The 25,609-nt window shown below is 49.9% G+C and carries 24 protein-coding genes; 14 read left to right on the top strand and 10 right to left on the bottom strand.

What is annotated here, in order from left to right; all coding sequences use genetic code 11:
• Window positions 1–51 precede the first annotated feature (51 nt).
• Window positions 52–888 carry a methyltransferase domain-containing protein gene (locus BM025_RS12865; protein WP_085849755.1) on the bottom strand — a complete coding sequence of 279 codons (837 nt, stop codon included), beginning with the start codon at window positions 886–888 and terminating at the stop codon, window positions 52–54.
• A 48-nt stretch (window positions 889–936) separates the two neighbouring features.
• Here BM025_RS12865 and BM025_RS12860 point away from each other — a divergent pair, with 48 nt between their 5' ends.
• From BM025_RS12860 to BM025_RS12845, 4 genes are read left to right on the top strand one after another with little or no spacing between them, the layout of a single operon-like run.
• Window positions 937–1,650, top strand: a complete 714-nt coding sequence (locus BM025_RS12860; RefSeq protein ID WP_085849756.1) for a ComF family protein — start codon at window positions 937–939, stop codon at window positions 1,648–1,650.
• A gap of 37 nt (window positions 1,651–1,687) precedes the next feature.
• Window positions 1,688–1,945, top strand: coding sequence for a glutaredoxin 3 (gene grxC / locus BM025_RS12855; protein WP_085849757.1), 258 nt, complete (start codon window positions 1,688–1,690; stop codon window positions 1,943–1,945).
• A gap of 5 nt (window positions 1,946–1,950) precedes the next feature.
• Window positions 1,951–2,787, top strand: a complete 837-nt coding sequence (locus BM025_RS12850; RefSeq protein ID WP_085849758.1) for a carbon-nitrogen hydrolase family protein — start codon at window positions 1,951–1,953, stop codon at window positions 2,785–2,787.
• Window positions 2,784–3,233, top strand: coding sequence for a MarR family winged helix-turn-helix transcriptional regulator (locus tag BM025_RS12845; protein ID WP_085849759.1), 450 nt, complete (start codon window positions 2,784–2,786; stop codon window positions 3,231–3,233). Before BM025_RS12850 ends, BM025_RS12845 begins: the two co-directional genes overlap by 4 nt.
• Window positions 3,234–3,241: 8 nt before the next feature.
• On the opposite strand, the gene ubiG is transcribed toward BM025_RS12845, so the two are convergent.
• Window positions 3,242–3,988 carry a bifunctional 2-polyprenyl-6-hydroxyphenol methylase/3-demethylubiquinol 3-O-methyltransferase UbiG gene (gene ubiG / locus BM025_RS12840; RefSeq protein WP_085849760.1) on the bottom strand — a complete coding sequence of 249 codons (747 nt, stop codon included), beginning with the start codon at window positions 3,986–3,988 and terminating at the stop codon, window positions 3,242–3,244.
• An 84-nt stretch (window positions 3,989–4,072) separates the two neighbouring features.
• Between ubiG and pip the strand changes: the two genes are divergently transcribed.
• From pip to infB, 5 genes are all read left to right on the top strand, one after another.
• On the top strand, window positions 4,073–5,071 hold the full coding sequence (gene pip, locus BM025_RS12835) for a prolyl aminopeptidase (protein WP_085849761.1): 999 nt from the start codon (window positions 4,073–4,075) through the stop codon (window positions 5,069–5,071).
• A 158-nt stretch (window positions 5,072–5,229) separates the two neighbouring features.
• Entirely contained in the window at window positions 5,230–5,829 is a 600-nt protein-coding gene (rimP, locus tag BM025_RS12830) for a ribosome maturation factor RimP (RefSeq protein WP_085849762.1), read from the top strand.
• A 3-nt stretch (window positions 5,830–5,832) separates the two neighbouring features.
• Window positions 5,833–7,446: a transcription termination factor NusA gene (gene nusA, locus BM025_RS12825; protein ID WP_085849763.1), complete on the top strand. Its 1,614-nt coding sequence runs from the start codon at window positions 5,833–5,835 to the stop codon at window positions 7,444–7,446.
• 24 nt (window positions 7,447–7,470) lie between these two features.
• Complete coding sequence (locus BM025_RS12820) at window positions 7,471–8,103, top strand: RNA-binding protein (RefSeq protein ID WP_085849764.1); 633 nt, start codon at window positions 7,471–7,473, stop codon at window positions 8,101–8,103.
• A complete protein-coding gene (gene infB, locus BM025_RS12815) occupies window positions 8,100–10,613 on the top strand; it encodes a translation initiation factor IF-2 (protein ID WP_085849765.1) in 2,514 nt (837 codons plus the stop codon). The genes BM025_RS12820 and infB overlap by 4 nt, the downstream gene beginning before the upstream one ends.
• A 98-nt stretch (window positions 10,614–10,711) precedes the next feature.
• Here infB and BM025_RS19620 read toward each other — a convergent pair whose 3' ends face one another.
• The 4 genes from BM025_RS19620 to BM025_RS12795 all read right to left on the bottom strand — a co-directional run bounded on the left by BM025_RS19620 (window position 10,712) and on the right by BM025_RS12795 (window position 13,515).
• Window positions 10,712–10,837 carry a hypothetical protein gene (locus tag BM025_RS19620; RefSeq protein WP_090875368.1) on the bottom strand — a complete coding sequence of 42 codons (126 nt, stop codon included), beginning with the start codon at window positions 10,835–10,837 and terminating at the stop codon, window positions 10,712–10,714.
• Between the two features lie 157 nt (window positions 10,838–10,994).
• Entirely contained in the window at window positions 10,995–11,393 is a 399-nt protein-coding gene (mutT, locus tag BM025_RS12805; protein ID WP_085849766.1) for an 8-oxo-dGTP diphosphatase MutT, read from the bottom strand.
• 9 nt (window positions 11,394–11,402) lie between these two features.
• On the bottom strand, window positions 11,403–12,647 hold the full coding sequence (gene argJ / locus BM025_RS12800) for a bifunctional glutamate N-acetyltransferase/amino-acid acetyltransferase ArgJ (protein ID WP_085849767.1): 1,245 nt from the start codon (window positions 12,645–12,647) through the stop codon (window positions 11,403–11,405).
• 28 nt (window positions 12,648–12,675) lie between these two features.
• Window positions 12,676–13,515, bottom strand: coding sequence for a peptidylprolyl isomerase (locus BM025_RS12795; protein ID WP_085849768.1), 840 nt, complete (start codon window positions 13,513–13,515; stop codon window positions 12,676–12,678).
• A 179-nt stretch (window positions 13,516–13,694) separates the two neighbouring features.
• Here BM025_RS12795 and secA point away from each other — a divergent pair, with 179 nt between their 5' ends.
• Both secA and BM025_RS12785 read left to right on the top strand, forming a co-directional pair.
• A complete protein-coding gene (secA, locus tag BM025_RS12790) occupies window positions 13,695–16,400 on the top strand; it encodes a preprotein translocase subunit SecA (protein WP_085849769.1) in 2,706 nt (901 codons plus the stop codon).
• A 195-nt stretch (window positions 16,401–16,595) separates the two neighbouring features.
• Window positions 16,596–18,176, top strand: a complete 1,581-nt coding sequence (locus BM025_RS12785) for a phosphate ABC transporter substrate-binding/OmpA family protein (protein ID WP_244515707.1) — start codon at window positions 16,596–16,598, stop codon at window positions 18,174–18,176.
• On the opposite strand, the gene radC is transcribed toward BM025_RS12785, so the two are convergent.
• From radC to BM025_RS12765, 4 genes are all read right to left on the bottom strand, one after another.
• A complete protein-coding gene (radC, locus tag BM025_RS12780; RefSeq protein ID WP_085849770.1) occupies window positions 18,167–18,934 on the bottom strand; it encodes a RadC family protein in 768 nt (255 codons plus the stop codon). The two genes, BM025_RS12785 and radC, sit on opposite strands and share 10 nt — an antisense overlap.
• 84 nt (window positions 18,935–19,018) lie before the next feature.
• Window positions 19,019–20,167, bottom strand: coding sequence for a molecular chaperone DnaJ (gene dnaJ, locus BM025_RS12775; RefSeq protein ID WP_085849771.1), 1,149 nt, complete (start codon window positions 20,165–20,167; stop codon window positions 19,019–19,021).
• Between the two features lie 72 nt (window positions 20,168–20,239).
• A complete protein-coding gene (gene dnaK / locus BM025_RS12770) occupies window positions 20,240–22,162 on the bottom strand; it encodes a molecular chaperone DnaK (protein WP_085849772.1) in 1,923 nt (640 codons plus the stop codon).
• 365 nt (window positions 22,163–22,527) lie between these two features.
• Window positions 22,528–23,349: an ABC transporter permease gene (locus BM025_RS12765; protein ID WP_085849773.1), complete on the bottom strand. Its 822-nt coding sequence runs from the start codon at window positions 23,347–23,349 to the stop codon at window positions 22,528–22,530.
• Window positions 23,350–23,495: 146 nt separating this feature from the next.
• Here BM025_RS12765 and cysQ point away from each other — a divergent pair, with 146 nt between their 5' ends.
• The 3 genes from cysQ to BM025_RS12750 all read left to right on the top strand — a co-directional run.
• Window positions 23,496–24,293, top strand: a complete 798-nt coding sequence (gene cysQ / locus BM025_RS12760; protein ID WP_085849774.1) for a 3'(2'),5'-bisphosphate nucleotidase CysQ — start codon at window positions 23,496–23,498, stop codon at window positions 24,291–24,293.
• Window positions 24,293–25,093 (top strand): 3-deoxy-manno-octulosonate cytidylyltransferase, encoded by an 801-nt coding sequence (locus tag BM025_RS12755; protein ID WP_085849775.1) that lies wholly within the window; start codon window positions 24,293–24,295, stop codon window positions 25,091–25,093. The genes cysQ and BM025_RS12755 overlap by 1 nt, the downstream gene beginning before the upstream one ends.
• A gap of 178 nt (window positions 25,094–25,271) precedes the next feature.
• Window positions 25,272–25,609: sugar phosphate nucleotidyltransferase (locus BM025_RS12750; protein ID WP_244515701.1), on the top strand; the 338-nt coding region annotated here is incomplete at its 3' end.

The raw sequence follows: 25,609 nt of genomic DNA, 5'->3' as shown, positions 1-25,609 counted from the left end.
TTTGTCCTGTCATTTTTTCTATAGTTAGGCTTAGGGCGCAACCGCAATTGGTCAAGTCCGATCGGTGTCATTTGGTAGGTTGAATTCCTGAGACCCTAGTGCATCGGCAAGGCGTGTTTTGGCTGATCCTGGCAATAATGGCTTTGGCTGACTGGCGTCGGGTGCCCAGCCTGTCAAGAAAACCATATCGAATGTGGCGCGTAACTTGCCATCTTCACAAAAGTGCTTGCGATATAAGGCTTCGGCTTTTGTAAAAAGAGCACGCGGAGTGTTTTTACGCGGCCTTGCATGCAGTGCAGAGGTTTCCCCCATGGCGCGAAGCTCTAAGAAAAGCTTTTTTAGAGACGGAAATGTAACTTTTGTTGTGGTTTTATCAGCAACAGGTAGTGCGAATGAGGCGCGTTGCAACAGTCCACCTAAATCGCGTAATTCACCCATTGGCAGCACTCGGGCAGACAGACCGCCTGCATGTTCAATTTCAGCTTGGGACAAGCAAGAGCGCAGCTCGTGCAGTGTTTGGTCGCCAAAAAATGCTGCAATCATTAATCCATCGGGTACCAATGAGCGGTTGCATTGGATCAGTTGTCCCACAGGATCATTGGCCCAATGCAGAGACATCGCATGGATCACAAGATCATACCTGCGCTCTTCAAGCTCTAACAGATCGGTGTCAAAAACTATGGTAGCCTTGGGGAACCACCCTTGCCAGAGGGCTGGGAATCCAGTGACGATCGCAATTGATTTAAACGGTTTATTAACCATCTTAAGGCGATCCTCAATCTCAAGACGCGCCTCTTGGTGTAAAAAGAAATCTCCTCCGATACGCTCCGCGCGCGTGCGATTACGCATCAGTTGGGTGCGGTCAACGAGGGGGGCGTGATTGGACATATGCTCTCTTCCACTGAAGTTGGGCCAACTTAGGAAGTCGCGCACAAAATGCAAAGACTGGCACGGCTGATATACCCCGCTCAATGTCTTACATGCGACGAAATAGTCGATTTTGTGTATGGGCTTTGTCCAAAATGTTGGGGGGATACGCCATTCGTAACGACGCAAGGGTGCGAAATGTGCGCAACACCTTTGATTGGCGAGGTTGAAGCTGGGGATTTGTGTGATTCTTGTCGTAGCTCTCCACGGTTATGGGGGCGTGCGCGTGCCGCAATGCTGTACGATGGCAACGCAAAATCTATTGTTCTTAGATTAAAGCATGCTGATCGGATGGATTTAGCACGCCCTGTTGGGAAATGGCTTGCAGAAGCCGCACGCCCGCTTGTTGAGCCCAACACAATAGTTGCACCTGTGCCGCTACATTGGTTTCGTGGACTGCGTCGTCGGTATAATCAATCTATCTTGCTCTCGCGGCGGGTTTCTAACCTTTTGGATATCGACCACTGCCCTGATATGTTGCAGCGCCGTTTGGCGACGCGCAAGCTTGATGGCATGAACGCCAAGGAGCGTAGCGCAGTCGTGTCTGGTGCAATTACGCTTAGGGCTAGATGTCGTCAAAAGATTGAAGGGCGTCCTGTTTTGTTGATCGATGATGTGATGACAACGGGCGCAACACTGACGGAATGCACCAAAGCTTGCCTTGCTGGCGGCGCTAGTCAAGTTTCCGTGGCTGTGCTGGCACGCGTTGCGAAGAGAAACTAAATCCTTATAGTCCCGCTGGACACAAAGGATTTTTTCAATGCAACCTGTAACACTCTATACGACCCCGATTTGCCCATTTTGCGTGGCAGCAAAACGACTTTTGGACAGCAAGGGTGTAGATTACACCGATATCGACGTGATGACAGAGCCAGAACGCCGTGCCGAAATGATGCAGCGCGCCTCTGGCCGTCATACCGTACCGCAGATTTTTGTCGGTGAAACCCATGTGGGTGGATGTGATGAACTGCATCAACTTGAGCGGGCAGGCAAACTTGACGCGCTCTTGGCGGGGTAATCAACATGCCCAAGGCAGGTTTAATCACACTAAACTCAAGCGATGATCCTGCGACAAATTTGGATCAAATGCGCCGATTGGTTGCTGAAGCGGCCATGCGTGGTGCTCAAATTGTGATGACGCCTGAGGTTTCAAATTGCGTTTCAACGTCGCGTGAGCACCAACAAAAAGTGCTGTGCCTTGAAGGTGATGATCCTACGTTGAAAGCGATGCGTGAAGAGGCCCAAAAATACAACATTTGGGTCTTAATCGGCTCTTTGGCGCTAAAGACAAAAGATGCTGATGGCCGCTTTGCCAATCGATCTTTTTTGATTGGTCCTGACGGGGCCATTGCGGCACGTTATGACAAAATTCATATGTTCGATGTCACCTTGAGTGAGACCGAAACGTACAAAGAATCTGCGGGCTATAGGCCTGGATTAAAGTCGGTTGTGGCGCAAAGTTCGGTTGGCGCAATCGGAATGTCTATTTGCTATGATGTGCGCTTTGCGCACTTGTATCGCAATTTGGCACAAGCTGGGGCTGAGATTTTGGCGGTACCTGCAGCATTTGCGCAAGCAACTGGCCGCGCACATTGGGAAGTTTTGCTGCGTGCGCGCGCGATTGAAACCGGTTGTTTCGTATTTGCGCCTGCGCAGACAGGTGAGCATCGCCAAACGAAAGGCGCTGTGCGCAAAACGCATGGGCACAGTTTGGCAATTTCTCCTTGGGGGGAAGTTCTGTATGATGGGGGCGCGGAATGCGGCGTCGGTTTGGTTGAGTATGATCTGCAAGATGTTGCCAAGGCACGGCGTGCTATTCCATCCCTGCAGCATGATCGATCATTTGAGGCCCCAAAATGACTTCATCGACTGGAACTGATTCACTGGCTGTCGCACTTTTTTCTGAAATTTTTATGGCAGATCAACTTGCACGGAATCGCCTGACAAAGGCGTTGCCAAAAGGGATGGAAATCAGTCACTTTTCGGTACTCAACCATTTGGCGCGCTCTGGGGATGAACGCTCTCCGGCGCAATTGGCGCGGGCGTTTCATGTGACGCGCGGAGCAATGACCAACACATTAAGCAAGCTTGAATGGGCGGGGCACATTCATATTCGCCCTGATTGGGATGATGCGCGGCGCAAGTTTATATCGATATCGCCGTCTGGTACGGTGGCACGCGACGCAGCGCTGGCGGCCATTGCGCCTATTTTGAATCAAGTCGTCGATTCAATCGGACAAGATAAGGTGAAAAACGCATTGCCCGTCTTACGAGAAATGCGCATTCGTTTGGAGAATGACGCCTAATATAGACCCTAAACTGGCTTAATTGAGGCTGTGACATAGTTTACGGACAAGTCACGATCAGACAAAGACCATGACCATTGGATCGGATTAAAAACAAACCCTTTACGATCCACAGGCGACAGGTTTGCATTTGAAATCAGATCAACAAGCTCATCAGGCGTGATGAACTTGTTCCATTCATGCGTGCCGCGCGGCAACCAGCGCATCACGACTTCTGCACCCAAAATAGCCACAACATATGATTTTGGGTTCCGGTTTATGGTCGAGCAAATCATCAGCCCGCCCGGTTTCAGTAAGGTTTGACAGGCATTCAGATAGGTTTGCGGGTCGGCAACGTGTTCGACGACTTCCATGTTCAAAACGACATCAAATTGTTCGCCTGCTGCGGCCAAATCTTCGGCAGCGGTGTGGCGGTAATCGATATTTAGACCTGATTGCTCTGCGTGCAGTCGCGCGACAGGTAAATTGCCCGCAGCGGCATCTGCCCCCACAACGGTCGCGCCCAGACGTGCCATTGGTTCAGATAACAATCCACCACCACAACCGATATCTAAAAGTCTAAGGCCTGTGAAGGGTTTCGGATCACTGAGGTCACGCCCAAATTCAGCAGCTATTTGGGTTGTGATGTAATCTAGGCGACACGGATTGAGCATGTGTAGTGGTTTGAATTTACCATTCGGATCCCACCATTCGGCTGCCATAGCTTCGAATTTTGCGACCTCTGCAGGATCGATGGTGGAGTGATGCGTTTGCATGATCCGTTCCTTCATGTTCCATTCGTCTCAATCAACGATGTGATTGTCATTTTGCTGAGCTACCACGCTCTATATAGGAATTCCATGCACAAGGTCTCGGGTCAAAAAAGCGCATTTAGTTATCTGTATCCCCAAATTGCGCCAATCGATCAGCGGATGCTGGATGTTGGTGATGGGCATTCACTTTATGTTGAACAAAGCGGAAATCCGCAGGGCATGCCTGTGGTCGTTTTGCACGGAGGCCCCGGTGGTGGGTGCAGTCCGTTTATGCGAAGGTTTTTTGACCCTGAGGTCTATCGAATCATTTTGTTCGATCAGCGCGGTTGTGGGCGGTCTAAGCCATTTGCTTCGGTTGAGGCGAATACAACATGGCATCTTGTTGCTGATATTGAGCGTATTCGGAATGAGCTTGGCATAGATACATGGATTGTGTTTGGGGGAAGTTGGGGCGCGACGCTGGGGTTGGCCTATACGCAAACGCATCCTGACCGCGTTGTGCATTTGGTGCTGCGTGGTGTCTTTTTGGGTCTGCAATCTGAATTGGATTGGTTCTATGGCGGTGGCGCTGGGCGGTTTTGGCCAGATCTATGGGATATCTTTGTGAAAGATATTCCGCAAAACGAGCGCGATGATTTGCTAAAAGCTTACAATAAGCGTCTCTTTAGCGGAGATCGTGCCACAGAACTGCATTTTGCGCGCATTTGGTCAAAATGGGAAAATGCTCTGGCGGCTATTGGATCAAACGGGGTTGTTGGCGATCCGCCAGCTGATTTTGCTCGCGCGATTTCACGGCTTGAAAACCACTATTTTTCAAACAATGTATTTTTTGAACGCGATGGACAGTTGCTAGACAACATCGACGTCATGACACATGTGCCGGGAACAATTGTACAGGGGCGCTTTGATATGGTGTGTCCGCCACGAAGTGCTCATGCGCTGCATATGCTGTGGCCTAATTCCCAATTACACATGGTGGGCCTTGCTGGTCATGCACTGTCTGAAACAGGGATTGCTGCCAAATTGGTCGAAACAATGGACCGCCTTGGGGATAAATCTGGGGGGCATATTGCCCCCGTTGTGTGATAGGGCTTGCAGATTCGAGGATCAGAGCGTATATGCCTGTTTAACAGCGGCGCGTTGGAGAAATCCAAGGTTCCACCGAGAAATATCAACGGGCCGCGCGCCCGTTTTTTTGTGCCCTTAGTAAAAGGGCTATGTTTGCCCGAAAGGCTAATTGGAATATGTCCGAACTGATTGCCAAAACCTCTATCGACCGCCGATTGGCTGAGATTGTGGGCCCAGTTATTGAGGGTATGGGCTTTGAGCTGGTGCGTATTCGTCTGATGTCATCGACAAAGTCGAAAACGCTACAGATTATGGCCGAACGCCCCACTGGTGGTATCGAAGTCGATGAATGTGCTCAAATTTCTACGGCTGTGTCAGCAGTGCTGGATGTCGAAGACCCTATCGAAGATGAGTTTACGCTTGAGGTGTCTAGCCCTGGTATCGATCGTCCTTTGACGCGTTTGAAAGATTTTGAAACGTTTGAGGGTTATGAAGCTCGCATTGAGACTGACGAAATGTTTGACGGTCGCCGTCGCTTTAAAGGCGAGTTGGCTGGCGTCGAAGAAGATGATGTTTTGATCAACATTATTGAACACGGTGAGACGGTTACGATTGGCCTTAAATTCGACTGGTTGTCGGATGCAAAGCTAATTTTGACTGATGAACTGATCGCTGAAATGCTCCGCCAACGCAAAGCGTCTGGTGCGATTGATGAAACCAAATTTGATGATGTTGAAACCGAAGACGGTTCCACTGACGACCTTAGAGAGGACTGAGACATGGCAATCACCTCCGCCAACCAGCTAGAGTTGCTTCAAACCGCTGAGGCCGTGGCCCGCGAAAAAATGATCGATCCCAACCTTGTGGTTGAGGCGATGGAAGAAAGCTTGGCGCGTGCGGCAAAGTCCCGCTACGGCTCGGAAATGGACATTCGTGTTCACATCGATCGCAAAACAGGTAAGGCAACGTTTACACGTGTGCGTACTGTTGTTGCCGAAGACGAGCTTGAAAACTACCAAGCTGAATTGACCGTTGAGCAAGCCAAGCAATTCATGGCTGATCCAGAAATTGGTAGCGAAATTTCTGACGAGGTTCCGCCAGTTGAACTGGGTCGTATTGCTGCGCAGTCTGCCAAGCAAGTGATCTTGCAAAAGGTTCGCGAAGCAGAACGTGACCGTCAGTATGATGAGTTCAAAGATCGCGCTGGTACAATCATCAACGGTCTTGTGAAACGTGAAGAATACGGCAACGTCATTGTAGATATCGGTCGTGGCGAAGGCATTTTGCGTCGCAACGAAAAAATCGGTCGCGAAACATACCGCCCGAATGATCGCGTGCGGTGTTACATCAAAGATGTGCGTCGCGAAGCGCGTGGTCCACAGGTGTTCTTGTCTCGTACGGCGCCTGAGTTCATGTCTGAGCTGTTTAAAATGGAAGTGCCTGAAATTTACGATGGCATCATTGAAATCAAAGCTGTTGCTCGTGATCCTGGATCGCGTGCCAAGATTGCTGTGATTTCTAACGATAGTTCCATCGATCCAGTTGGGGCTTGTGTTGGTATGCGTGGTTCACGTGTGCAAGCGGTTGTGAACGAGCTTCAGGGCGAGAAAATCGATATCATTCCGTGGAACGAAGATGCACCAACATTCCTCGTGAACGCGCTTCAGCCCGCTGAAGTGTCCAAAGTGGTTCTTGATGATGACGCTGGCAAAATCGAAGTCGTCGTTCCTGATGAACAGCTGTCTTTGGCGATTGGTCGTCGTGGTCAAAACGTGCGCCTTGCGTCTCAATTGACAGGCCTTGATATCGACATCCTCACCGAGGCTGAAGAATCAGAGCGTCGTCAAAAAGAGTTCGCGATTCGCACCAAACTGTTCATGGACAACCTTGATCTTGATGAATTCTTCGCACAGCTTCTTGTGTCTGAAGGCTTCACCAACTTGGAAGAAGTTGCCTATGTCGAAGTCGACGAACTTCTTGTTATCGACGGCGTTGACGAAGCAACTGCGGGCGAACTTCAGGCGCGCGCACGTGATGTTCTTGAGGCGGCAAACCTTAAAGCACTCGAAAATGCGCGGACTTTGGGCGTTCTCGACAGCTTGGTTGAATTTGATGGCCTGACACCCCAAATGATCGAAGCTCTTGCCGAAGATGGCGTGAAATCACTCGAAGATTTCGCAACATGCGCGGATTGGGAACTTGCTGGTGGCTGGACAACAGTCAACGGCGAGCGTCACAAAGACGAAGGCTTGCTTGAGAAATTTGACATGTCCTTGGAAGAGGCGCAAACGCTGGTCATGACTGCGCGTATTCAACTTGGATGGGTCGATCCAGCTGAGCTTGAAGCCGACGCTGAAGATGTTGATGGCGATACAGAGGAGGCTGAGGCTTAATTTAGTCTCAGTTTAGGTGATCTGATGTCCCGCGGTGGCCACAAGAAGATTAAGGATGATGGTGAACGTCGTTGCATAGTGACGCGCGAAACAGAGTCTCGCTCTGGCCTGATCCGCTTCGTGATCGGCCCTGACGGGCAGGTCGTTCCTGACTTGGCAGAAAAATTGCCAGGCCGTGGAATCTGGGTGAGCGCTGATCGCGCTGCTCTGGATGAGGCTGTTAAGAAAAAGCTCTTCGCCAAGGTGGCGCGAGCAGAGGTTTCGGTTGCTGACGGATTTGTCGATCTGATTGAAAAAGGTCTGACACATCGCGTTGTGCACCTCATTGCATTGGCTCGAAAAGCCGGTGATGCAGTGTGCGGTTTTGAAAAAGTAAAAGGGTGGCTGGCCGAAGAACGCGCGATTGTTCTGATGCAAGCTGCCGACGGATCTGAACGCGGCAAAGGCAAGCTACGGACACCAGAAGGAGGCCGATGGTTCGGTCATCTGACGAGTGCCGAATTGGGTTTGGCTTTCGGCCGTGAAAGTGTGATACATGGCGCGCTCGCGCGTGGTGGCCTCTCCGATAAGGTTGTAGAGGACGCCGCACGTTTGATGGGTGTGCGCGAGATAAGCGGTGGAGAGCGCTCCGCCGGAAAGGGTAAGACGACGATATGAGCGATACAGATGGAAAAAAACCCCTAGGCCTTCGCGGTGGTCCCGGTTCAGTTAAACAAAGCTTTTCTCACGGCCGCACGAAGAGTGTTGTGGTAGAAACCAAACGCAAACGTGTTGTGGTTCCAAAAGCTGGTGCGGCAAAAACAGGCGGCGGATCTCCGCGCCTGGGCGATCCTTCCAAACGTCCTGCAGGCATTTCCGATACGGAAATGGAACGCCGGATGAAAGCACTTGCTTTCGCGAAGAAGAATGAAGCAGCTGAAGCTGAGCGCCGTGCTGCGGAAGACAAGTCACGCGAAGAAGAGCGCAAGCGCAAACACGCTGAAATCGAAGCAAAAGAGCGTGAAGAGCAAGAGCGTATTGAGGCTATCAAGCTTAAAGAAATAGAAGAAGAGCGTGCTAAAGCTGCAGCTGACGAAGCGAAAAAGCGTGATGCGGCTGCCTCTAAGCCAACGCCCAAAGCTTCAGAAGCTCAGGTTGATGATCCAGCTGCGGCACAAGCTGCAGCGCAAAAAGCAACGGATCAGCGTAGTCGCCCTACACCGGTAAAACGTGAAAACGACGATGCAAATCGTAACAACCGCAACAAGCAAGCAGACGACAGCCGTCGTTCTGGTAAGCTGACGTTGAACCAAGCGCTCTCTGGCGGTGACGGTAAACGTGTACGCTCCATGGCCTCCATGAAGCGTAAACAAGACCGCATGCGCCAAAAAGCGATGGGCAATAACGAGCCACGTGAAAAGGTTGTGCGCGATGTTCAGGTTCCTGAATCAATCGTTGTGTCCGAACTCGCGAACCGTATGGCAGAGCGCGTTGCGGATGTCGTGAAATCACTCATGAAAATGGGTATGATGGTCACGCAAAACCAAGCCATCGATGCAGACACTGCAGAACTCATCGTCGAAGAATTTGGCCACCGTATTCAACGTGTGTCCGATGCTGACGTTGAGGACGTGATCCAGCAAATCGTGGATAAAGAAGAAGAATTGCAGCCACGTCCACCAGTTGTCACAATCATGGGTCACGTTGACCATGGTAAAACATCGCTTCTTGATGCGATCCGCAAAACCAGCGTTACAACTGGCGAAGCTGGCGGCATCACGCAGCATATCGGTGCGTATCAGGTTACGACCGAAAGCGGAGCTTTGTTGTCATTCCTCGACACACCAGGCCACGCTGCGTTTACCTCTATGCGTTCTCGCGGTGCTCAGGTGACGGACATCGTTATCCTTGTGGTCGCAGCCGACGATTCGGTCATGCCACAAACGATCGAAGCGATTGCCCATGCGAAAGCTGCAGGCGTGCCAATGATTGTTGCTATCAACAAATGCGACAAACCTGGTGCAGATGCACAAAAAGTACGTGCTGAACTTTTGCAACATGAAGTGGTTGTGGAAGAATTCTCTGGTGATGTTCAAGATATCGAAGTCTCTGCCATCACGGGGCAAGGCCTTGATAGCTTGCTTGAAGCAATCGCGCTTCAAGCTGAAATCCTTGAACTTAAAGCCAACCCCAATCGTGCCGCACAAGGTGCAGTGATTGAGGCTCAACTTGATGTTGGCCGTGGTCCAGTTGCGACTGTTTTGATCCAAAAAGGTACACTCAAACGCGGCGATATCTTCGTTGTGGGCGAGCAGTGGGGCAAGGTGCGTGCGCTGGTCAATGACCAAGGCGAACGTGTTGATGAGGCTGGGCCTTCTGTTCCTGTTGAGGTTCTTGGCCTTAACGGCACACCTGAAGCAGGCGATGTTTTGAACGTGGTTGATACCGATTCCCAAGCGCGTGAAATCGCTGAGTATCGTGCGCATGCTGCGAAAGAAAAACGTGCGACTGCAGGTGCAGCAACAACTCTTGATCAACTTCTTGCGCAAGCAAAAGCGAACGAAAGCGTTGCTGAACTGCCAATCCTTGTCAAAGCTGACGTTCAAGGCTCTGCTGAAGCGATCATTCAGGCGATGGAAAAAATCGGCAACGATGAGGTCCGCGTTCGTGTTCTACACTATGGTGTTGGTGCGATCACTGAGACAGACATCGGTCTTGCTGAGGCGTCCGGCGCTCCTGTGATTGGCTTTAACGTACGTGCCAACTCTCCGGCGCGTAGCAGTGCCAACCAAAAGGGTGTGGAAATTCGCTATTACTCAGTCATCTACGATCTTGTGGATGATGTAAAAGCAGCGGCATCGGGTCTTTTGTCAGCAGAAATTCGCGAAAACTTTATCGGTTACTCCGAAATTCGCGAAGTCTTCAAAGTGTCTGGCGGTGTTGGCAAGGTTGCTGGCTGTCTCGTCACTGAAGGCGTGGCGCGCCGTTCTGCGGGTGTTCGCTTGCTGCGTGACAACGTGGTTATCCACGAAGGTACGCTTAAAACACTCAAACGCTTTAAAGACGAAGTCAAAGAAGTTCAGTCAGGCCAAGAATGTGGTATGGCGTTTGAAAATTACGAAGACATTCGTGCAGGTGATGTGATCGAGATCTTTGAACGTGAAGAAGTCGTTCGCAACCTCGACTGATGTAACGGAAATTGAAAATCAAAAAGGCGGGCATAACAGCCCGCCTTTTTTTATAATCGTTAAAATCAAAACTGGCCAAAGTCAGTTCGTATTTCTGTTTAAGAGATTGGTGTGCCTTCAAACGTTTTGTCGCCAACGCGGACAACAATTTTACCTGAATTGGCATCGCGTACAAACATACCTTGTACGGAAATATATTTACCGAGCGAAATAGAACGCATCATAACAAAATCCCCATTTTTAATCTTGTGTTGGTGATAGTGTAGACTGAATTTATAAATTAGGCGCTTATAAACTTTACTCAATTGCGATATTTCCGCGTAAATTTTACGCAAAATACATAATTTAGCTATAACGTGCGCTTTTCGTAACGATATAGGTTCAGAGCCAATCCCGTAAAATGGGAATCAATGGGATGTCTGCAGGGGGCATTGGGTAATCGCGCAGGGCATTAGGCTTGACCCATTTCAGGGTTTGTCCTTCGCGCGCTTCGGGAATTCCCTTCCATTTGCGGCACGCAAATACAGGCATGAGCAAATGAAAATCGTCATAGCTGTGTGATGCAAAGGTCAATGGTGCGAGACAGGAATTCCATGTTTCAATGCCCAGTTCTTCATGTAATTCGCGCACCAAAGCAGCTTCGGGTGTTTCTCCAAGTTCAATTTTGCCGCCGGGAAATTCCCAAAGGCCAGCCATTGATTTTCCTTCAGGTCTTTGGGCAATCAAAACGCGCCCATCTGAATCGATGAGCGCTACGGCTGATACAAGGACAACTTTCATAGATGCCCCCTAAGACCGATAGTCGGCGTTAATTGTGATGTAACCATGGGTCAAGTCGCACGTCCACATTGTGCATTGGGATGCACCCAACCCAATATCTACCCGCAGAATGATATGATCGTTTTTCATGTAAGAGGCAGCAGCCTCTTCTGAATAATTTGGTGAGACCCAGCCGTTTTCAGCGACCAAAACATCGCCAAAACGTATGGATAAAAGATCGCGGTCTGCTGCTGCACCAGACTTCCCAACAGCCATAACAACACGGCCCCAGTTTGGGTCCTCACCTGCGATAGCGGTTTTTACCAAAGGTGAGTTCGCAATAGATGAGGCAATTTTGCGGGCATCGGCGTCACTCGATGCGCCAGTAACCTGTACTTCAACAAATTTTGTCGCGCCTTCGCCATCTTTTACGACGAGGTGTGAAAGTTCGAGCATGACAGATTGCAAGGCTGTGAAAAAATTGTTGGCTTCCGGGGTGCCCGCCAAAATTTCAGGAGCAGACGTGCAACCTGTGGCGGCTGCGATTAAGGTATCAGAGGTCGATGTGTCACTGTCGACCGTGATGCAATTGAACGTGGTGTTTGTCGCACGCGAAACAAGGTCTTGCAGTACAGATTGCGCAATCTTGGCGTCGGTAAAAATATACACCAGCATCGTTGCCATGTCAGGCGCGATCATGCCTGACCCTTTTGCGATACCTGCGATTTTTATTTTTTCACCACCAACGGTGACCTCTGCGGATGCACCTTTGGCAAAAGTATCTGTGGTCATAATTGCTTTGGCCGCGCCGGTAATGCCGTCTGGTTGAAGGCCAGCCTTGAGCGCATCGATTTTTGTGGTGATGCGTTCCCACTTTAGGGGTTCACCGATTACACCTGTTGACGAAGTGAAAATGCGATTTTCGTTGATGCCGAGGCTTGATGAGATAGCTTCGGTGATTTTTCCGACAGCTTCTAAGCCACTTTTACCGGTAAAAGCATTAGAATTGCCTGAGTTGACGAAAATAGCAGCGCCGCCTGACGCGTCGCTACCAAGCTTTTTTTGGCAATCAAGAACAGCTGCTGAGCGTGTTGACGAGGTTGTAAATGTTCCGGCCACCACGCTGCCTGGGCACAATTCAGCCAACATGACATCAGTGCGCCCTGTATACCGTACGCCAGCTTCCAAAGAGGAAAATGTCACACCATCAATGATGGGTAGGTCTGGAAATCCCCCGACAGGTGCGAGAGGGGAAACGGATTCTATTTTAGCCATTTTTAGCGTCCTCGATATCTGTCGTTAGTTAGTTGAGCAGTGCGTCATTGCGTAAAAGAGATGGATCAATGCCTTCGTTGCGTTCAACGGTTGCTGCAGCTTCGAGTTTGATCAAGTTTTCGCGAATGGCGGTTTCTTCGATGCTTGCAGCCAACTCTTCGCGTTCTGCATCAAGGCTAGGCGCATCTTGGAGGCGGCTTTCGTTGAGTTTGATCACATGCCAGCCAAATTGAGTTTGCACTGGTGCGGAAATGTCGCCGGGTTCAAGTGCAAGAACGGCTTGTTCGAACGGAGCAACCATCATACCCAGGCCAAACCAACCAAGATCACCACCATTGGGGCCGGACGGGCCGGTTGAGTTATCTTTGGCAAGGGCTGCAAAATCAGCGCCCTCTTCAAGTTCGGTAACCAGAGCTTTGGCTTCGTCTTCGGTTTCAACCAGAATATGGGCTGCACTGAATTCACGACCAGGTTCGAAATCTGCATATTTTGCGTCGTATGCAGCTTTGAGCGCATCGTCAGTTACAGCTGCTTGTGCGATGTCTTGAAGTGCTGCCCCAGCGATGACAATGCGTTGTTCATTTTCAATTTGCAGCTCGACTGCTTTGTTCAGATCCCCTGCAGATTGCTTGAGCAACTCTTGCTGAATGATTTGATCCAAGATGCCTTTGAAAAGCTGATCGTCATCGAGTTCTTGATATTGTGGCGGTAAGGTTCCGCGCGCAGCTATAATGTGACCCAATGTGATCTGGGTACTGTTGACTGTCGCGACAACTGTATCGGCTGACACCTCTTCGGCGAGGGCGCCATTTGACATTGCGAATGCACCAAAAATAGCGGCTGCGATCATTTTTGTGTGGTATTTCATGCGAAAATCCCTTCCTGTCGCCGCCTTATTGCGGCGCAACATTGACACTATAGACACGGCCCCTTACATCGCTTGAGGTCTGGGTAGAGGAGCCTTCGAAACCGTTTTATGGTCTTGTCGGCACAGGGGCAATCCCTCCTCTCACACGATCCTGTCAAGACGCACTGAGCGGAGAGAATATGCTGGGCATTGGAATGATCGCCAAAAAGGTCTTTGGGACTCCCAACGACCGAAAAGTTAAAGCAACACGTCCGCTGGTGGCGAAGATCAACGCACTGGAAGCTGAGTTTGAAAAGCTCAGTGATGCAGGCTTGATTGCTAAGACTGATGAATTCAAAGATCGCGTTGCTAAGGGCGAAAGCCTTGACGCTCTCTTGCCCGAAGCGTTTGCGAACTGTCGCGAAGCTGGGCGTCGGGCGCTTGGGCTGCGGGCGTTTGACACGCAGCTCATGGGTGGCATTTTCTTGCACCAAGGCAACATTGCTGAGATGAAAACTGGTGAGGGTAAAACCCTCGTCGCAACATTCCCTTCTTATCTTAACGCGCTGTCTGGCAAGGGCGTTCATGTTGTCACCGTCAATGAATATTTGGCCAAACGTGACAGTGAATGGATGGCCAAGGTCTTTGCCGCTTTGGGCATGACGTGTAGCTCTGTTCACTCGGAACTGTCCCCCGCCGACAAAAAAGCTGCTTACAATTGCGATGTGACTTACGCCACCAACAATGAACTTGGCTTTGATTACCTGCGCGACAACATGAAAACCGAAATCGGCGATCTCATGCAGCGTGGACATAATTTCGCGATTGTGGACGAAGTCGATTCGATTTTGATTGATGAGGCACGCACGCCCTTGATCATTTCTGGTCCGTCTGATGACCGCTCTGAGTTGTATGTGACAATCGATAAGTTGATCCCTGAACTCACAGAAGAACACTATGATCTTGACGAAAAAACGCGCGGTGTTTCTTTCACGGAAGCGGGTAATGAATTTCTAGAACAACGCTTGCTTGCGTCTGGATTGTTGCAAGAGGGACAGACTCTGTATGATCCCGAAAGCACCACTTTGGTGCATCATGTGAACCAAGGTTTACGTGCACATAAACTGTACCAAAACGGCACACATTATATCGTTCGCGATGACAGTGCGATGCTGATTGACGAGTTCACTGGCCGCATGATGTCTGGCCGTCGTCTGTCTGAGGGTTTGCACCAAGCGATTGAGGCGAAAGAAGGTCTGACAATTCAGCCTGAAAACGTCACTCTGGCTTCCGTCACCTTTCAAAACTATTTCCGCCTATATGGCACGCTGTCCGGCATGACGGGTACAGCGACCACCGAAGCAGAAGAATTCATGGAAATTTACAGCCTTGGTGTTGTTGAGGTTCCGACAAACCGACCCATTCAGCGTAAAGATGAACACGACCGTGTCTATCGCAGTGAGCGTGAAAAACTAGATGCTGTTATCAAATCGGTTCGCTCTGCCAATGAAAAACATCAACCTGTTCTTGTTGGTACGACGTCGATTGAAAAATCAGAGCAGCTTTCAGCGTTTTTGACTGCCGAAGGTGTGGAGCACAAAGTGCTGAACGCACGCCACCACGAACAAGAGGCGCAGATCGTTGCCGATGCAGGCAAACTGAATGCTGTTACCATCGCGACCAATATGGCGGGCCGCGGGACTGACATCCAGTTGGGTGGGAACGTTGACCTCAAAGTGATGGATGCGCTTGCGGAGAATCCAGACGCTGATCCTGAGGCACTGCGTGCCCAAATCGAAACAGAACACGCAGAAGAAAAGCGCAAGGTGATTGAGGCTGGCGGACTGTATGTTCTGGCGACCGAACGTCATGAATCTCGCCGTATCGACAACCAGTTGCGTGGTCGTTCTGGCCGTCAAGGTGATCCTGGCCGCTCTGTGTTCTTCCTGTCGTTAGATGATGATTTGATGCGAATTTTTGGCTCAGATCGCTTGGATAAAATGCTTTCTTCGCTTGGTATGAAAGAAGGCGAAGCAATTGTGCACCCTTGGGTGAACAAATCTCTCGCTAAAGCACAAGCCAAAGTCGAAGGTCGCAATTTTGACATTCGAAAGCAGCTTTTGAAGTTTGACGATGTGATGAATGATCAACGTAAAGTGGTTTTCTCACAGCGCCGTGAAATCATGGAATCAGACAATATCAATGAAATCGTGACGGATATGCGTCATGAGGTCATCGAAGATTTGGTTGATGCAGCCATTCCGGCAAAATCATATCCTGATCAGTGGGACATTGAGAAACTTTATGTTTCTGTGCTCGAAAATGTCGGGCTTGATGTTCCGGTTAAAGAATGGGCAGCAGAAGAGGGCGTTGACGATGACGCCATCATTGAGCGTCTTGTTAAGACGTCTGATGCTGTTATGGCTGAAAAAACAGCAGCCTTTGGTGACGACCAGATGCGGCAAATCGAGAAACAGTTTTTGTTACAAACCATCGACGGTAAATGGCGTGAGCACTTGCTGACACTCGAACATTTGCGCTCTGTTGTTGGTTTCCGTGGGTATGCACAGCGCGATCCATTGAATGAATACAAAAATGAAAGTTTCCAGCTGTTTGAAACCATGCTCGATTCTTTGCGTGTGGAAGTGACCTCAAAATTGTCTCGTGTACGCCCTATGACTGAGGAAGAGCGCGCGGGGATGATTCAGCAAATGGTAGCCCAACAAGCTGCGGCAGCCGCGGCAGATTCCGGGGCGGCTGATGCGTCACAAGCGGCCGAAGACATAAAAGACGGTGCGCGTGATTTTGATGAAAACAACCCTGCAAGTTGGGGAAATCCCGCACGCAACAATGCGTGTCCTTGCGGATCAGGTAAAAAGTTTAAACATTGCCACGGTGCCCTATAGGGTTCGAAATTCTAAGACACTGGCTTTTAAAATGCCGCTGCTTGCAGCGGCATTTTTTATGAAACCATGTTGAGTTATTTGTGCCTATCCAGCATGAGGCTGGTGTTTAAAGCCGCGCTACACTTGAAAGATATGGTGTGCGATCCAAAAATCCTATCTACCTGACCGTGATACTTTTTGAATAGGGCCAAGACTATGGGTGCTTTACGTGCGGGAATAACGGCTGCATTTACTTTGGCCGCTGGGCTGTCATGCATGGCGGCCTATGCTCAAGATGTTTCTCTGACGTCACGTGATGGCTCTGTGTCGGTTTCGGGTGATTTCCTTGGGTTCGACGGTGAATTTTACCGCGTCGATACTGAATATGGCACTTTAACCATAGATGGCACGGGTGTGCGATGTGATGGGCCAGGCTGCCCCGATCTGAATAGTTTTTACCCAATTGTAAGGTTTTCTGGGGATCGGGCTGTGTCGGTCTCTTTACTGCCAGCTTTGACTTCGGCCTTTGCAGCCAGATATGGTTACAACACGGAAATCACTGTTTCTGACGATGTGTATAGTGTTGTTTTGATGGATACGGTTACGGGGGCCCCCGCGGCTTTGATGGAGTTTTCCCAGACATCTAGCGCAGAAGGGTTTGCTGATCTTTTAACGGAAAATACAGATATCGCTGTGTCGTTGCGCGAAGTGAATACGCAGGAAAGAAAGATGGCAAAAGATGCGGGTATGGGGGATTTGAGTGACCCAATTCGCGCACGTGTTTTGGGACTTGATGCGATCGTTCCTATTGTGTCACCGTCCAATCCTTTGACAACAATATCGATTACCGATCTTGAAAATATCTTGTCAGGGGATGTGAAAAACTGGAAAGATATCGGCGGTCAGGACGCGCCGATTGTGCTTTTTCTTGATGAAAATACTACCAGTGACAGCGCATCTTTGCTAAAGATGTTGGTGAACAGCAATGCTGATGCTTTGAACTCAGGACTGTCGATCCTTGCCTCAGTACAGACATCCGTTGAGGCTATTGAAAACGATCCCTATGGTTTGACTTTTGCTCGGCTTTCTACCGTTGGAAAGGTCAAAGTGCTTGGCTTGACGGGCGCTTGTGGGTTCCGAACCAATGTTGTCTCGTCTGATGTAAAGACTGAAGATTATCCTCTAACACAGCCAATGTTTTTGTACACGCCAGCTCGCCGACTGCCGAAGATTGCACGAGATTTTCTGGACTATGTTTTATCACCAGCCGCGCAAATCGTAATCGCAAGGTCGCCCTTTGTGGATCAGGGAATTGAAGAATTGGGCTTTCGAGACCATGGACGTCGGTTTGCAAATGCCATTCAGCATGCAGGGGATGAAATTGGACTGGAAGACTTGCAAGCCATCGTAAATGATTTGTACGGCGCACGACGACTTTCTTTAGGCTTTCGTTTTGAAGATGGAACCGCTCGACTAGATGCGCAAAGCTTATCCAATATTCAACTTCTAGCGCAATTGATTGAGGCTGGAGTCTATGACAACAAAAAACTGGTCTTTGCAGGATTTTCAGATGGGCAGGGCGCAGCATCTGTAAACAAGAGATTGTCATCCAAGCGTGCCACGGCAGTTCGAAACGCTGTAATAGCGGCACTTGGGGAGGCCGCACAAACGGATCTTTTGACGACTGAGATACGGGGTTTTGGCGAAGCTATGCCATTGGCCTGTGACGATGTCGCGTGGGGGCGTGGCTTAAACCGACGTGTGGAAATCTGGGTGCGCGATGATGTTTACAAGTAGCCTGCCGAGCGAAAGCTGAGCTCGGCAGACTTTCCAATGATTAAGTGGTCATGCAGGTGAATATCAAGCGCTTCTGCAGCATCTCGAATCTGCCCTGTCATTGCGATGTCGGCATCTGAGGGGGTGGGGTCGCCTGACGGGTGATTGTGAACCAAAATCAGCGCAGAAGCGTTGAGTTCAAGGGCGCGTTTTACCACTTCGCGTGGATAAACTGGTACGTGGTCTACTGTGCCTTTTGATTGTTCTTCGTCGGCAATCAAAATGTTTTTCCGATCCAGATATAAGACGCGGAATTGTTCAGTTTCCCGATGGGCCATCGTTGTGTGGCAATAATCCAAAACAGCATCCCAACTAGAGATAATAGGGCGCTGCATGACCTTGGCCCGAGCCAACCTATGCGCTGAAGCTTCGATGATTTTGATATCTTGTGCAACCGTATCGTCCACGCCTTCAATCTCGGTTAGCCGAGAGATCGGGGCGGATAGGACGCGATTGTAGTCGCCAAAAGTGTCAATCAGCGCCTGTGCAATGGGTTTGACATCCGTGCGAGGCAAAGCGCGAAATAACACCAGTTCTAGAAGTTCGTAATCTGGCATCGCTTGTGCGCCGCCTTCAACAAATCGTTCGTGGAGATTTTTCTTGTGATTGCGTAGATAACTGGGTGGTTTTGACGGCAAAACCACAGGGCGCGCCTCGTCGAGGTCGAACAGCCATTGCGGCATTTCACGAAATTCTGTGGGGCGCGGAGTTGTTGTCATAAGACAATTGATCCGCCGATTCGCTGAAAATTTGGTTAATTCCCCTTAACCCATCATGGAAACACGAAAGGTTAAGGGAAAAAGTTAGTTTTTCATGCCATCCCAGAAGCTTTTGACCTTCTTAAAGAAGGAGGAGCTTTCGGGGTTATTTTTGTCTTCACCTAGCTTTTCGAACTCTTTGAGAAGGTCCTTTTGCTTGGATGTGAGGTTCACAGGTGTCTCAACGGCAAGTTCGATGAACATGTCGCCTTGGCCCGCACCACGCAGGGCAGGCATGCCCTTGCTGCGTAGGCGCATTTGGCGCCCTGATTGGCTGCCCGCTGGAATTTTAACGCGCGAGCGGCCACCATCGATAGTGGGCACCTCAATATCACCCCCAAGTGCAGCTGAGGCCATGGAGACAGGCACTGCGCAATGCAGATGGATGCCATCGCGTTCAAACAGGGCATGCTGTTGAACCTCGATGAAGATATATAGGTCGCCAGTTGGGCCTCCGCGCAGGCCGGCTTCGCCTTCGCCAGCAAGACGTATGCGTGTACCAGTTTCAACACCCGCGGGGATGTTCACAGACAGTGAGCGTTCTTTTTCAACGCGCCCAGCACCACCACATTGACCACAAGGATCTTTGATGATTTGGCCTATGCCGCCACATGCGGGACAAGCGCGTTCAACAGTAAAGAAGCCTTGTTGTGCGCGCACTTTGCCCATGCCTGAACACGATGGGCAGGTCTGTGGTTCTGCGCCGTTTGCTGCTCCGGTGCCGTTACAGCCGCCACAGCCGACGGACGTCGGAACATTAATGCTTTTTTGAGTACCTGCGTATGCGTCTTCGAGTGAGACGCGCATGTTGTAGCGCAGGTCAGAGCCACGTTGAGCGCGCGAACGCGCGCCGCCACGTTGTTGGCCGCCCATAAAGTCGCCAAAGAGGTCGTCGAAAACGTCTGAAAAGGCTGAGCCAAAGTCGCCTTGTCCGCCACCTGGACGTCCACCACCACCCATACCGCCCTGTTCAAAGGCTGCGTGACCATAGCGGTCATATGCGGCCTTTTTATCGGGGTCTTTGAGTGTGTCGTAGGCTTCGTTTGCTTCTTTGAATTTGGCTTCTGCTTCGGGGTTGTCAGCGTTGCGGTCAGGGTGAAATTCCATCGCTTTTTTGCGATATGCTTTTTTCAGTTCTCCCGCATCGGCGCCTTTTACAACACCCAGAACGTCGTAGAAATCACGTTTTGCCATGGATCATGTTCTCCAGAAAGGCGGCGGCCGACACAATATTTTTTGCGCCGGCCTGCCGAATTTCAATGCGGTTTATGAACGCTTGTCGAGGTCCTCGAAATCAGCGTCAACGATGTCTTCGTCAACACTAGAAGGGCCGCCATCATCGTCGTCCATACCCTCAGGGGCAGCTGCTTCAGCGTCAGCTTGAGCAGATTTATAGATCGCTTCGCCAAGTTTCATTGCTGCATCTGTCACGTTTTGAATGCCAGAGCGGATTTTCTCAGGGTTTTCGGTTTCAAGTTGATCATTGAGCGCTGCGATAGCCAACTCGATGGCTTCCACAGTGGTTGGATCAACTTTGCTACCATGCTCTTCCAAAGACTTTTCAGTCGAGTGGATGAGGCTTTCTGCCTGATTTTTCGCTTCGACCAGATCTTTACGTGCTTTATCTGCTTCAGCGTTTTCTTCAGCGTCTTGCACCATTTTTTCGATGTCGTCATCGGACAGACCACCAGAGGCTTGGATCGTGATCCGCTGCTCTTTGCCTGTACCTTTATCTTTGGCGCCAACTTCGACGATACCGTCGGCGTTGATGTCAAAGGTGACTTCGATTTGTGGCATGCCGCGAGGTGCTGGTGGAATACCTTCGAGGTTGAACTGGCCAAGTATTTTGTTGTCAGCAGCCATTTCGCGCTCACCCTGGAACACACGCAAGGTCACAGCAGATTGATTGTCTTCAGCAGTAGAGAAGACTTGCGATTTTTTCGTTGGGATCGTGGTGTTGCGATCGATCAAGCGTGTGAACACGCCGCCGAGCGTTTCGATGCCGATGGACAATGGTGTAACGTCGAGCAAGAGAACGTCTTTGACATCGCCTTGCAAAACGCCAGCCTGAATAGCTGCGCCCATGGCAACAACTTCATCAGGGTTCACGCCTTTGTTTGGTTCTTTACCGAAGAATTTAGTAACCTCTTCGATGACTTTTGGCATGCGTGTCATGCCGCCAACGAGAACGATTTCGTTGATGTCGGATGTGGACAGGCCCGCATCTTTAAGAGCCGCTTGGCAAGGTTTGATCGAGTTTTTGATCAAATCCGCTACGAGGCTTTCAAGTTTGGCACGTGTCAGCTTCATCACGAGGTGAAGGGGCTGGCCTGTGCTGGAGTCCATAGAGATAAACGGTTGGTTGATCTCAGTTTGTTGGCTGGAAGAAAGCTCGATTTTTGCTTTCTCGGCAGCCTCTTTGAGACGCTGAAGTGCCATCTTGTCTTTGGTGAGATCAACACCGTTTTCTTTTTTGAATTCATCGGCAAGGTAGGACACGATGCGCATGTCAAAGTCTTCGCCGCCAAGGAACGTGTCGCCGTTGGTGGATTGTACTTCGAACACGCCGTCGCCGAGTTCCAAGATGGTCACATCGAATGTACCGCCGCCGAGATCATAGACCGCAATGGTTTTGGTTTCATCTTTGTCGAGACCATATGCCAACGCAGCCGCTGTTGGCTCGTTCAGAATACGCAGAACTTCGAGGCCAGCAATTTTGCCAGCGTCTTTAGTGGCTTGGCGCTGTGCGTCGTTGAAGTACGCTGGAACGGTGATAACCGCTTGAGTGACTTCTTCGCCGAGGTATGATTCAGCGGTTTCTTTCATCTTGCCCAAGATAAAGGCAGAGATTTGAGACGGAGAGTATTTCTCGCCACGAACCTCAACCCATGCATCACCGTTGCCGCCATCGACAACATCGTAAGGGAGGTTCTTTTTGTCTTTCGCAAGATGTTTGTCGTCGTTGCGGCGCCCAATAAGGCGCTTAACAGCGAACACAGTGTTTTCTGGGTTTGTCACTGCTTGGCGTTTCGCGGCTTGACCGACGAGACGTTCAGATTCAGTGAAGCCGACGATGGACGGGGTTGTCCGTGCACCTTCAGCGTTTTCGATGACACGCGGTTGCGATCCATCCATGATTGCGACACAGGAGTTGGTTGTCCCGAGATCGATACCAATGACTTTGGCCATGCTCAAAATCCTCTTCTAGGCGATGTTGTGACGTTGGGCCCACTTAGGCACCCACCGTCAATCCCATGGTTTAAATCGGGTAAGCCCGATCAATGCTTCTCGGCGTATATAGGGAGACGATCTTGCCCCTGCAAGTTGTCCTAGGGGTCTTGAGCGTGAAAATTATGGCTTGAAGGCCTGCAAAGTGCGATTCAGACAAAAAAAGTTGCAAAACAATCGTATTTGAGATGTTTTTTGCGTCATATTTTTTGCGGTCTGGATATTTGATACTCTGGCGATGAGGGCAGAGTGTTTGTTTGCTCGCGCCGCGATGTGCCTCTTGTAGGGCTAATTTACTTTATTAAAGCGGTCTTGGTGGGGGTGCTTTAACGTCCAGCTCCCCAACTTGCCGATACGCGGTTACGGGTGAAAAATTCAGCAAGCAAACCAATCGTTATGAGCACAAGTGAGAAAACGATTGGGTAGGCCACTGAGCTATAGTGTGGGGTGTAATTGGTGAATGTGAAACCGCGTGCTTGGTCGATGCAGTGAAATAGTGGGTTCCATGAAAACATTGCCAAAATGTATCCGGGTGTTTGGTTGGCGACAAACATTTTACCAGAGGTGATCATGTTGGCGCGCGCGTACACCGTTTGAATGATTTTCGTGAATTGTGGAAACCATGGGCGCAATGCCAGTAAAAGCATGCCAATCGCGACGCCCGAAAACCACGACATCAACATCATTAAACAAACACCGGGAAGGTACTGGAACGATACTGTGCCCCATCCCAAAGAATAGGCGGTCAAAATAACAACAACAGACAGCACCTGTATGTAGAGCGAGCTTAAGGCAGCGGATGTAATCGCAATTGCAGTGTTCATTGGGGCGTGCTGCATCATGGGAGAAGTCGCTGTTTCAGAGCTAGCAACATCTCCTAGGGCTTTGTTGTGGGTTAAAAATAGAAAAACCCCAGACATAATATAAAGGATGAAATCACCGCGAATAGCGTTGCCACGCAAGCCTAAAATCGAGAACATAAATACAAACACTAGAACAAGCATCACTGTTTGCAATAAGTTGATAACAAGACCTAAAAGAGGGTTTCCGTGCGATTTTCTGACATGCCGTACAGTGTTGTGAAAGATTAATCTTAGAATTGCACCTGCAGCTGACAGGCCGCTTTGTTTTTTTGCATAGTGGAACATGGACGAGAATCCTGTAAGAGCTTTCGCTTAGGAATAGCACGGCATTCTTGCTGTTCCTTTAGTCTCATAGCATAAAGCGACTAGTACAACTTATCAATGTGGATGCGTATGTGGTGTGCGCGCCGCAATTTTTTAGGAGCAACGCTTTGGATTTCGAAAAACTTACACATATTATGCGTACACTTGCACTCGAGGCGGGGGATAAGATCATGGAGATTTATAACTCCGATGATTTTGAGGTTAAGTCCAAATCTGATGATAGCCCGGTTACCATCGCGGATGAAGCTGCGGATGATCTGATTTCAGCAGGACTGCGCGCCGCATTTCCGGATGTAACACTGATTACAGAAGAGCAGGCCGGATCACACAGCCTAAAGGCTGACTCATTTCTAATCGTCGATCCACTTGATGGCACTAAAGAATTCATCAATCGCCGTGGTGATTTCACTGTGAATATAGCTTATGTTGAAAACGGTGTCCCGACGCGCGGTGTGGTGTATGCTCCCGCGAAAGATCGTCTGTTTATTACAGGTGCCGATGGGCAATCCTATGAAGAGGTTGGTCCTTTTGAAAAAGACACAATCGGGACGTTGAATAAAATTTCTGTTTCCAAACCAGACAACGCGGGTCTCTTGATCGTTGCGTCTAAGTCTCATCGCGATCAGGCGACCGAGGATTACATCAACAAATATAATGTCAAAGATAGCAAATCTGCCGGATCTTCTTTGAAATTCTGTTTGGTGGCGACAGGTGAAGCTGATTTGTACCCACGTGTTGGCCGCACAATGGAATGGGACACAGCGGCAGGTCACGCTGTTTTGTCAGGTGCCGGCGGGCATGTCGTGCGTTTCGATAACCACGAACCTTTGACATACGGCAAAGATATTTACGCCAATCCGTTTTTCATCGCCTATGCGCCTGGCGTAGAATTGAAGACAGCATAGTGGCTGTTTTACTCGTTATTCCCGCACGCTTTGCATCGACACGCTACCCTGGAAAACCACTTGTTGAATTGACAGGGGCGTCTGGTGACAAAAAATCGTTAATTTTGCGCAGCTGGGAAGCTGGGATGTCTGTGTCTGGCGTGGATAAGGTTGTTATTGCAACTGATGATGACCGCATTCGCGAAGCTTCCGAAGCGTTCGGCGCTGAGGTTGTGATGACATCTGATACCTGCGCGAACGGCACAGAGCGTTGTGCCGAAGCGCTTGAAGCGCTTGGGGGGAAATACGATATTGTCGTCAATCTCCAAGGGGATGCGCCCTTAACACCATCTTGGTTCGTTGAGGACCTTATCGCTGGGTTGCGCGCGCATCCAACAGCCGAAGTGGCAACACCTGTTTTGCGTTGTGATGGCCGTGCTTTGAATGGTTTTTTGGCTGACCGCCGTGCAGGTCGCGTTGGCGGAACCACAGTTGTTTTTGGCGCGGATAAAAAGGCACTCTATTTTTCAAAGGAAGTTATTCCTTTTACCTCAAAAGTATTTTCTGACGAGGATGAGACACCTGTATTTCACCATGTGGGCGTTTACGCATACCGCCCTTCGGCTTTGGCGGCCTATCCAAAGTGGTCGGCTGGTCCGCTTGAGGCTTTGGAAGGGCTCGAGCAGTTGCGTTTTTTAGAGCGCGAACGCCCGGTTCTTTGTGTTGAAGTCGAAGCGCGCGGAAGGCAGTTTTGGGAGTTGAACAACCCCGAAGATGTGCTGCGCTTAGAGGGCATGATGAAAGATATGGGTGCTAATTAATCAAGTGGCGTAAATTTATACGCATTTAGGTATTTTCGAGTACACATTATGCTGCGTTGCAAAACTGTGGCATAATTCATTCAAGCTGTCGTGGTGTTACTGACGAATGTTTTAGGCGGACGTAGGGTTAGATCAGCGACAAAGTATTAGCTCTCCTTAAGAGAGCAAAGGAGTTAAAATGAAGCGTAAAGTTACAAAAGCGATTTTTCCAGTAGCAGGCCTGGGGACGCGCTTTCTTCCAGCGACCAAGTCGATTCCAAAAGAAATCATGACGCTCGTAGATCGCCCTTTGATTCAGTATGCAATTGATGAAGCCCGAGCCGCGGGCATTAAAGAGTTCATTTTTGTAACCTCGCGTGGCAAAGGCGCGCTTGAGGATTATTTCGATCATTCCCCCGTGTTAGAGCAAGAGCTACGCAAAAAGGGCAAAACTGACATGCTTGAGATTCTTAAGGGAACCAACATGGACAGTGGTGCGATTGCGTATATTCGCCAACATAAAGCGCTTGGGCTGGG

It is taken from the genome of Pacificibacter marinus, assembly GCF_900109555.1.
In the GTDB taxonomy this organism is placed as follows: Bacteria; Pseudomonadota; Alphaproteobacteria; order Rhodobacterales; family Rhodobacteraceae; genus Celeribacter; species Celeribacter marinus_C.
Note: the sequence above shows the minus strand (reverse complement) of the source record. Positions and strands in the feature narration are given on the sequence as shown.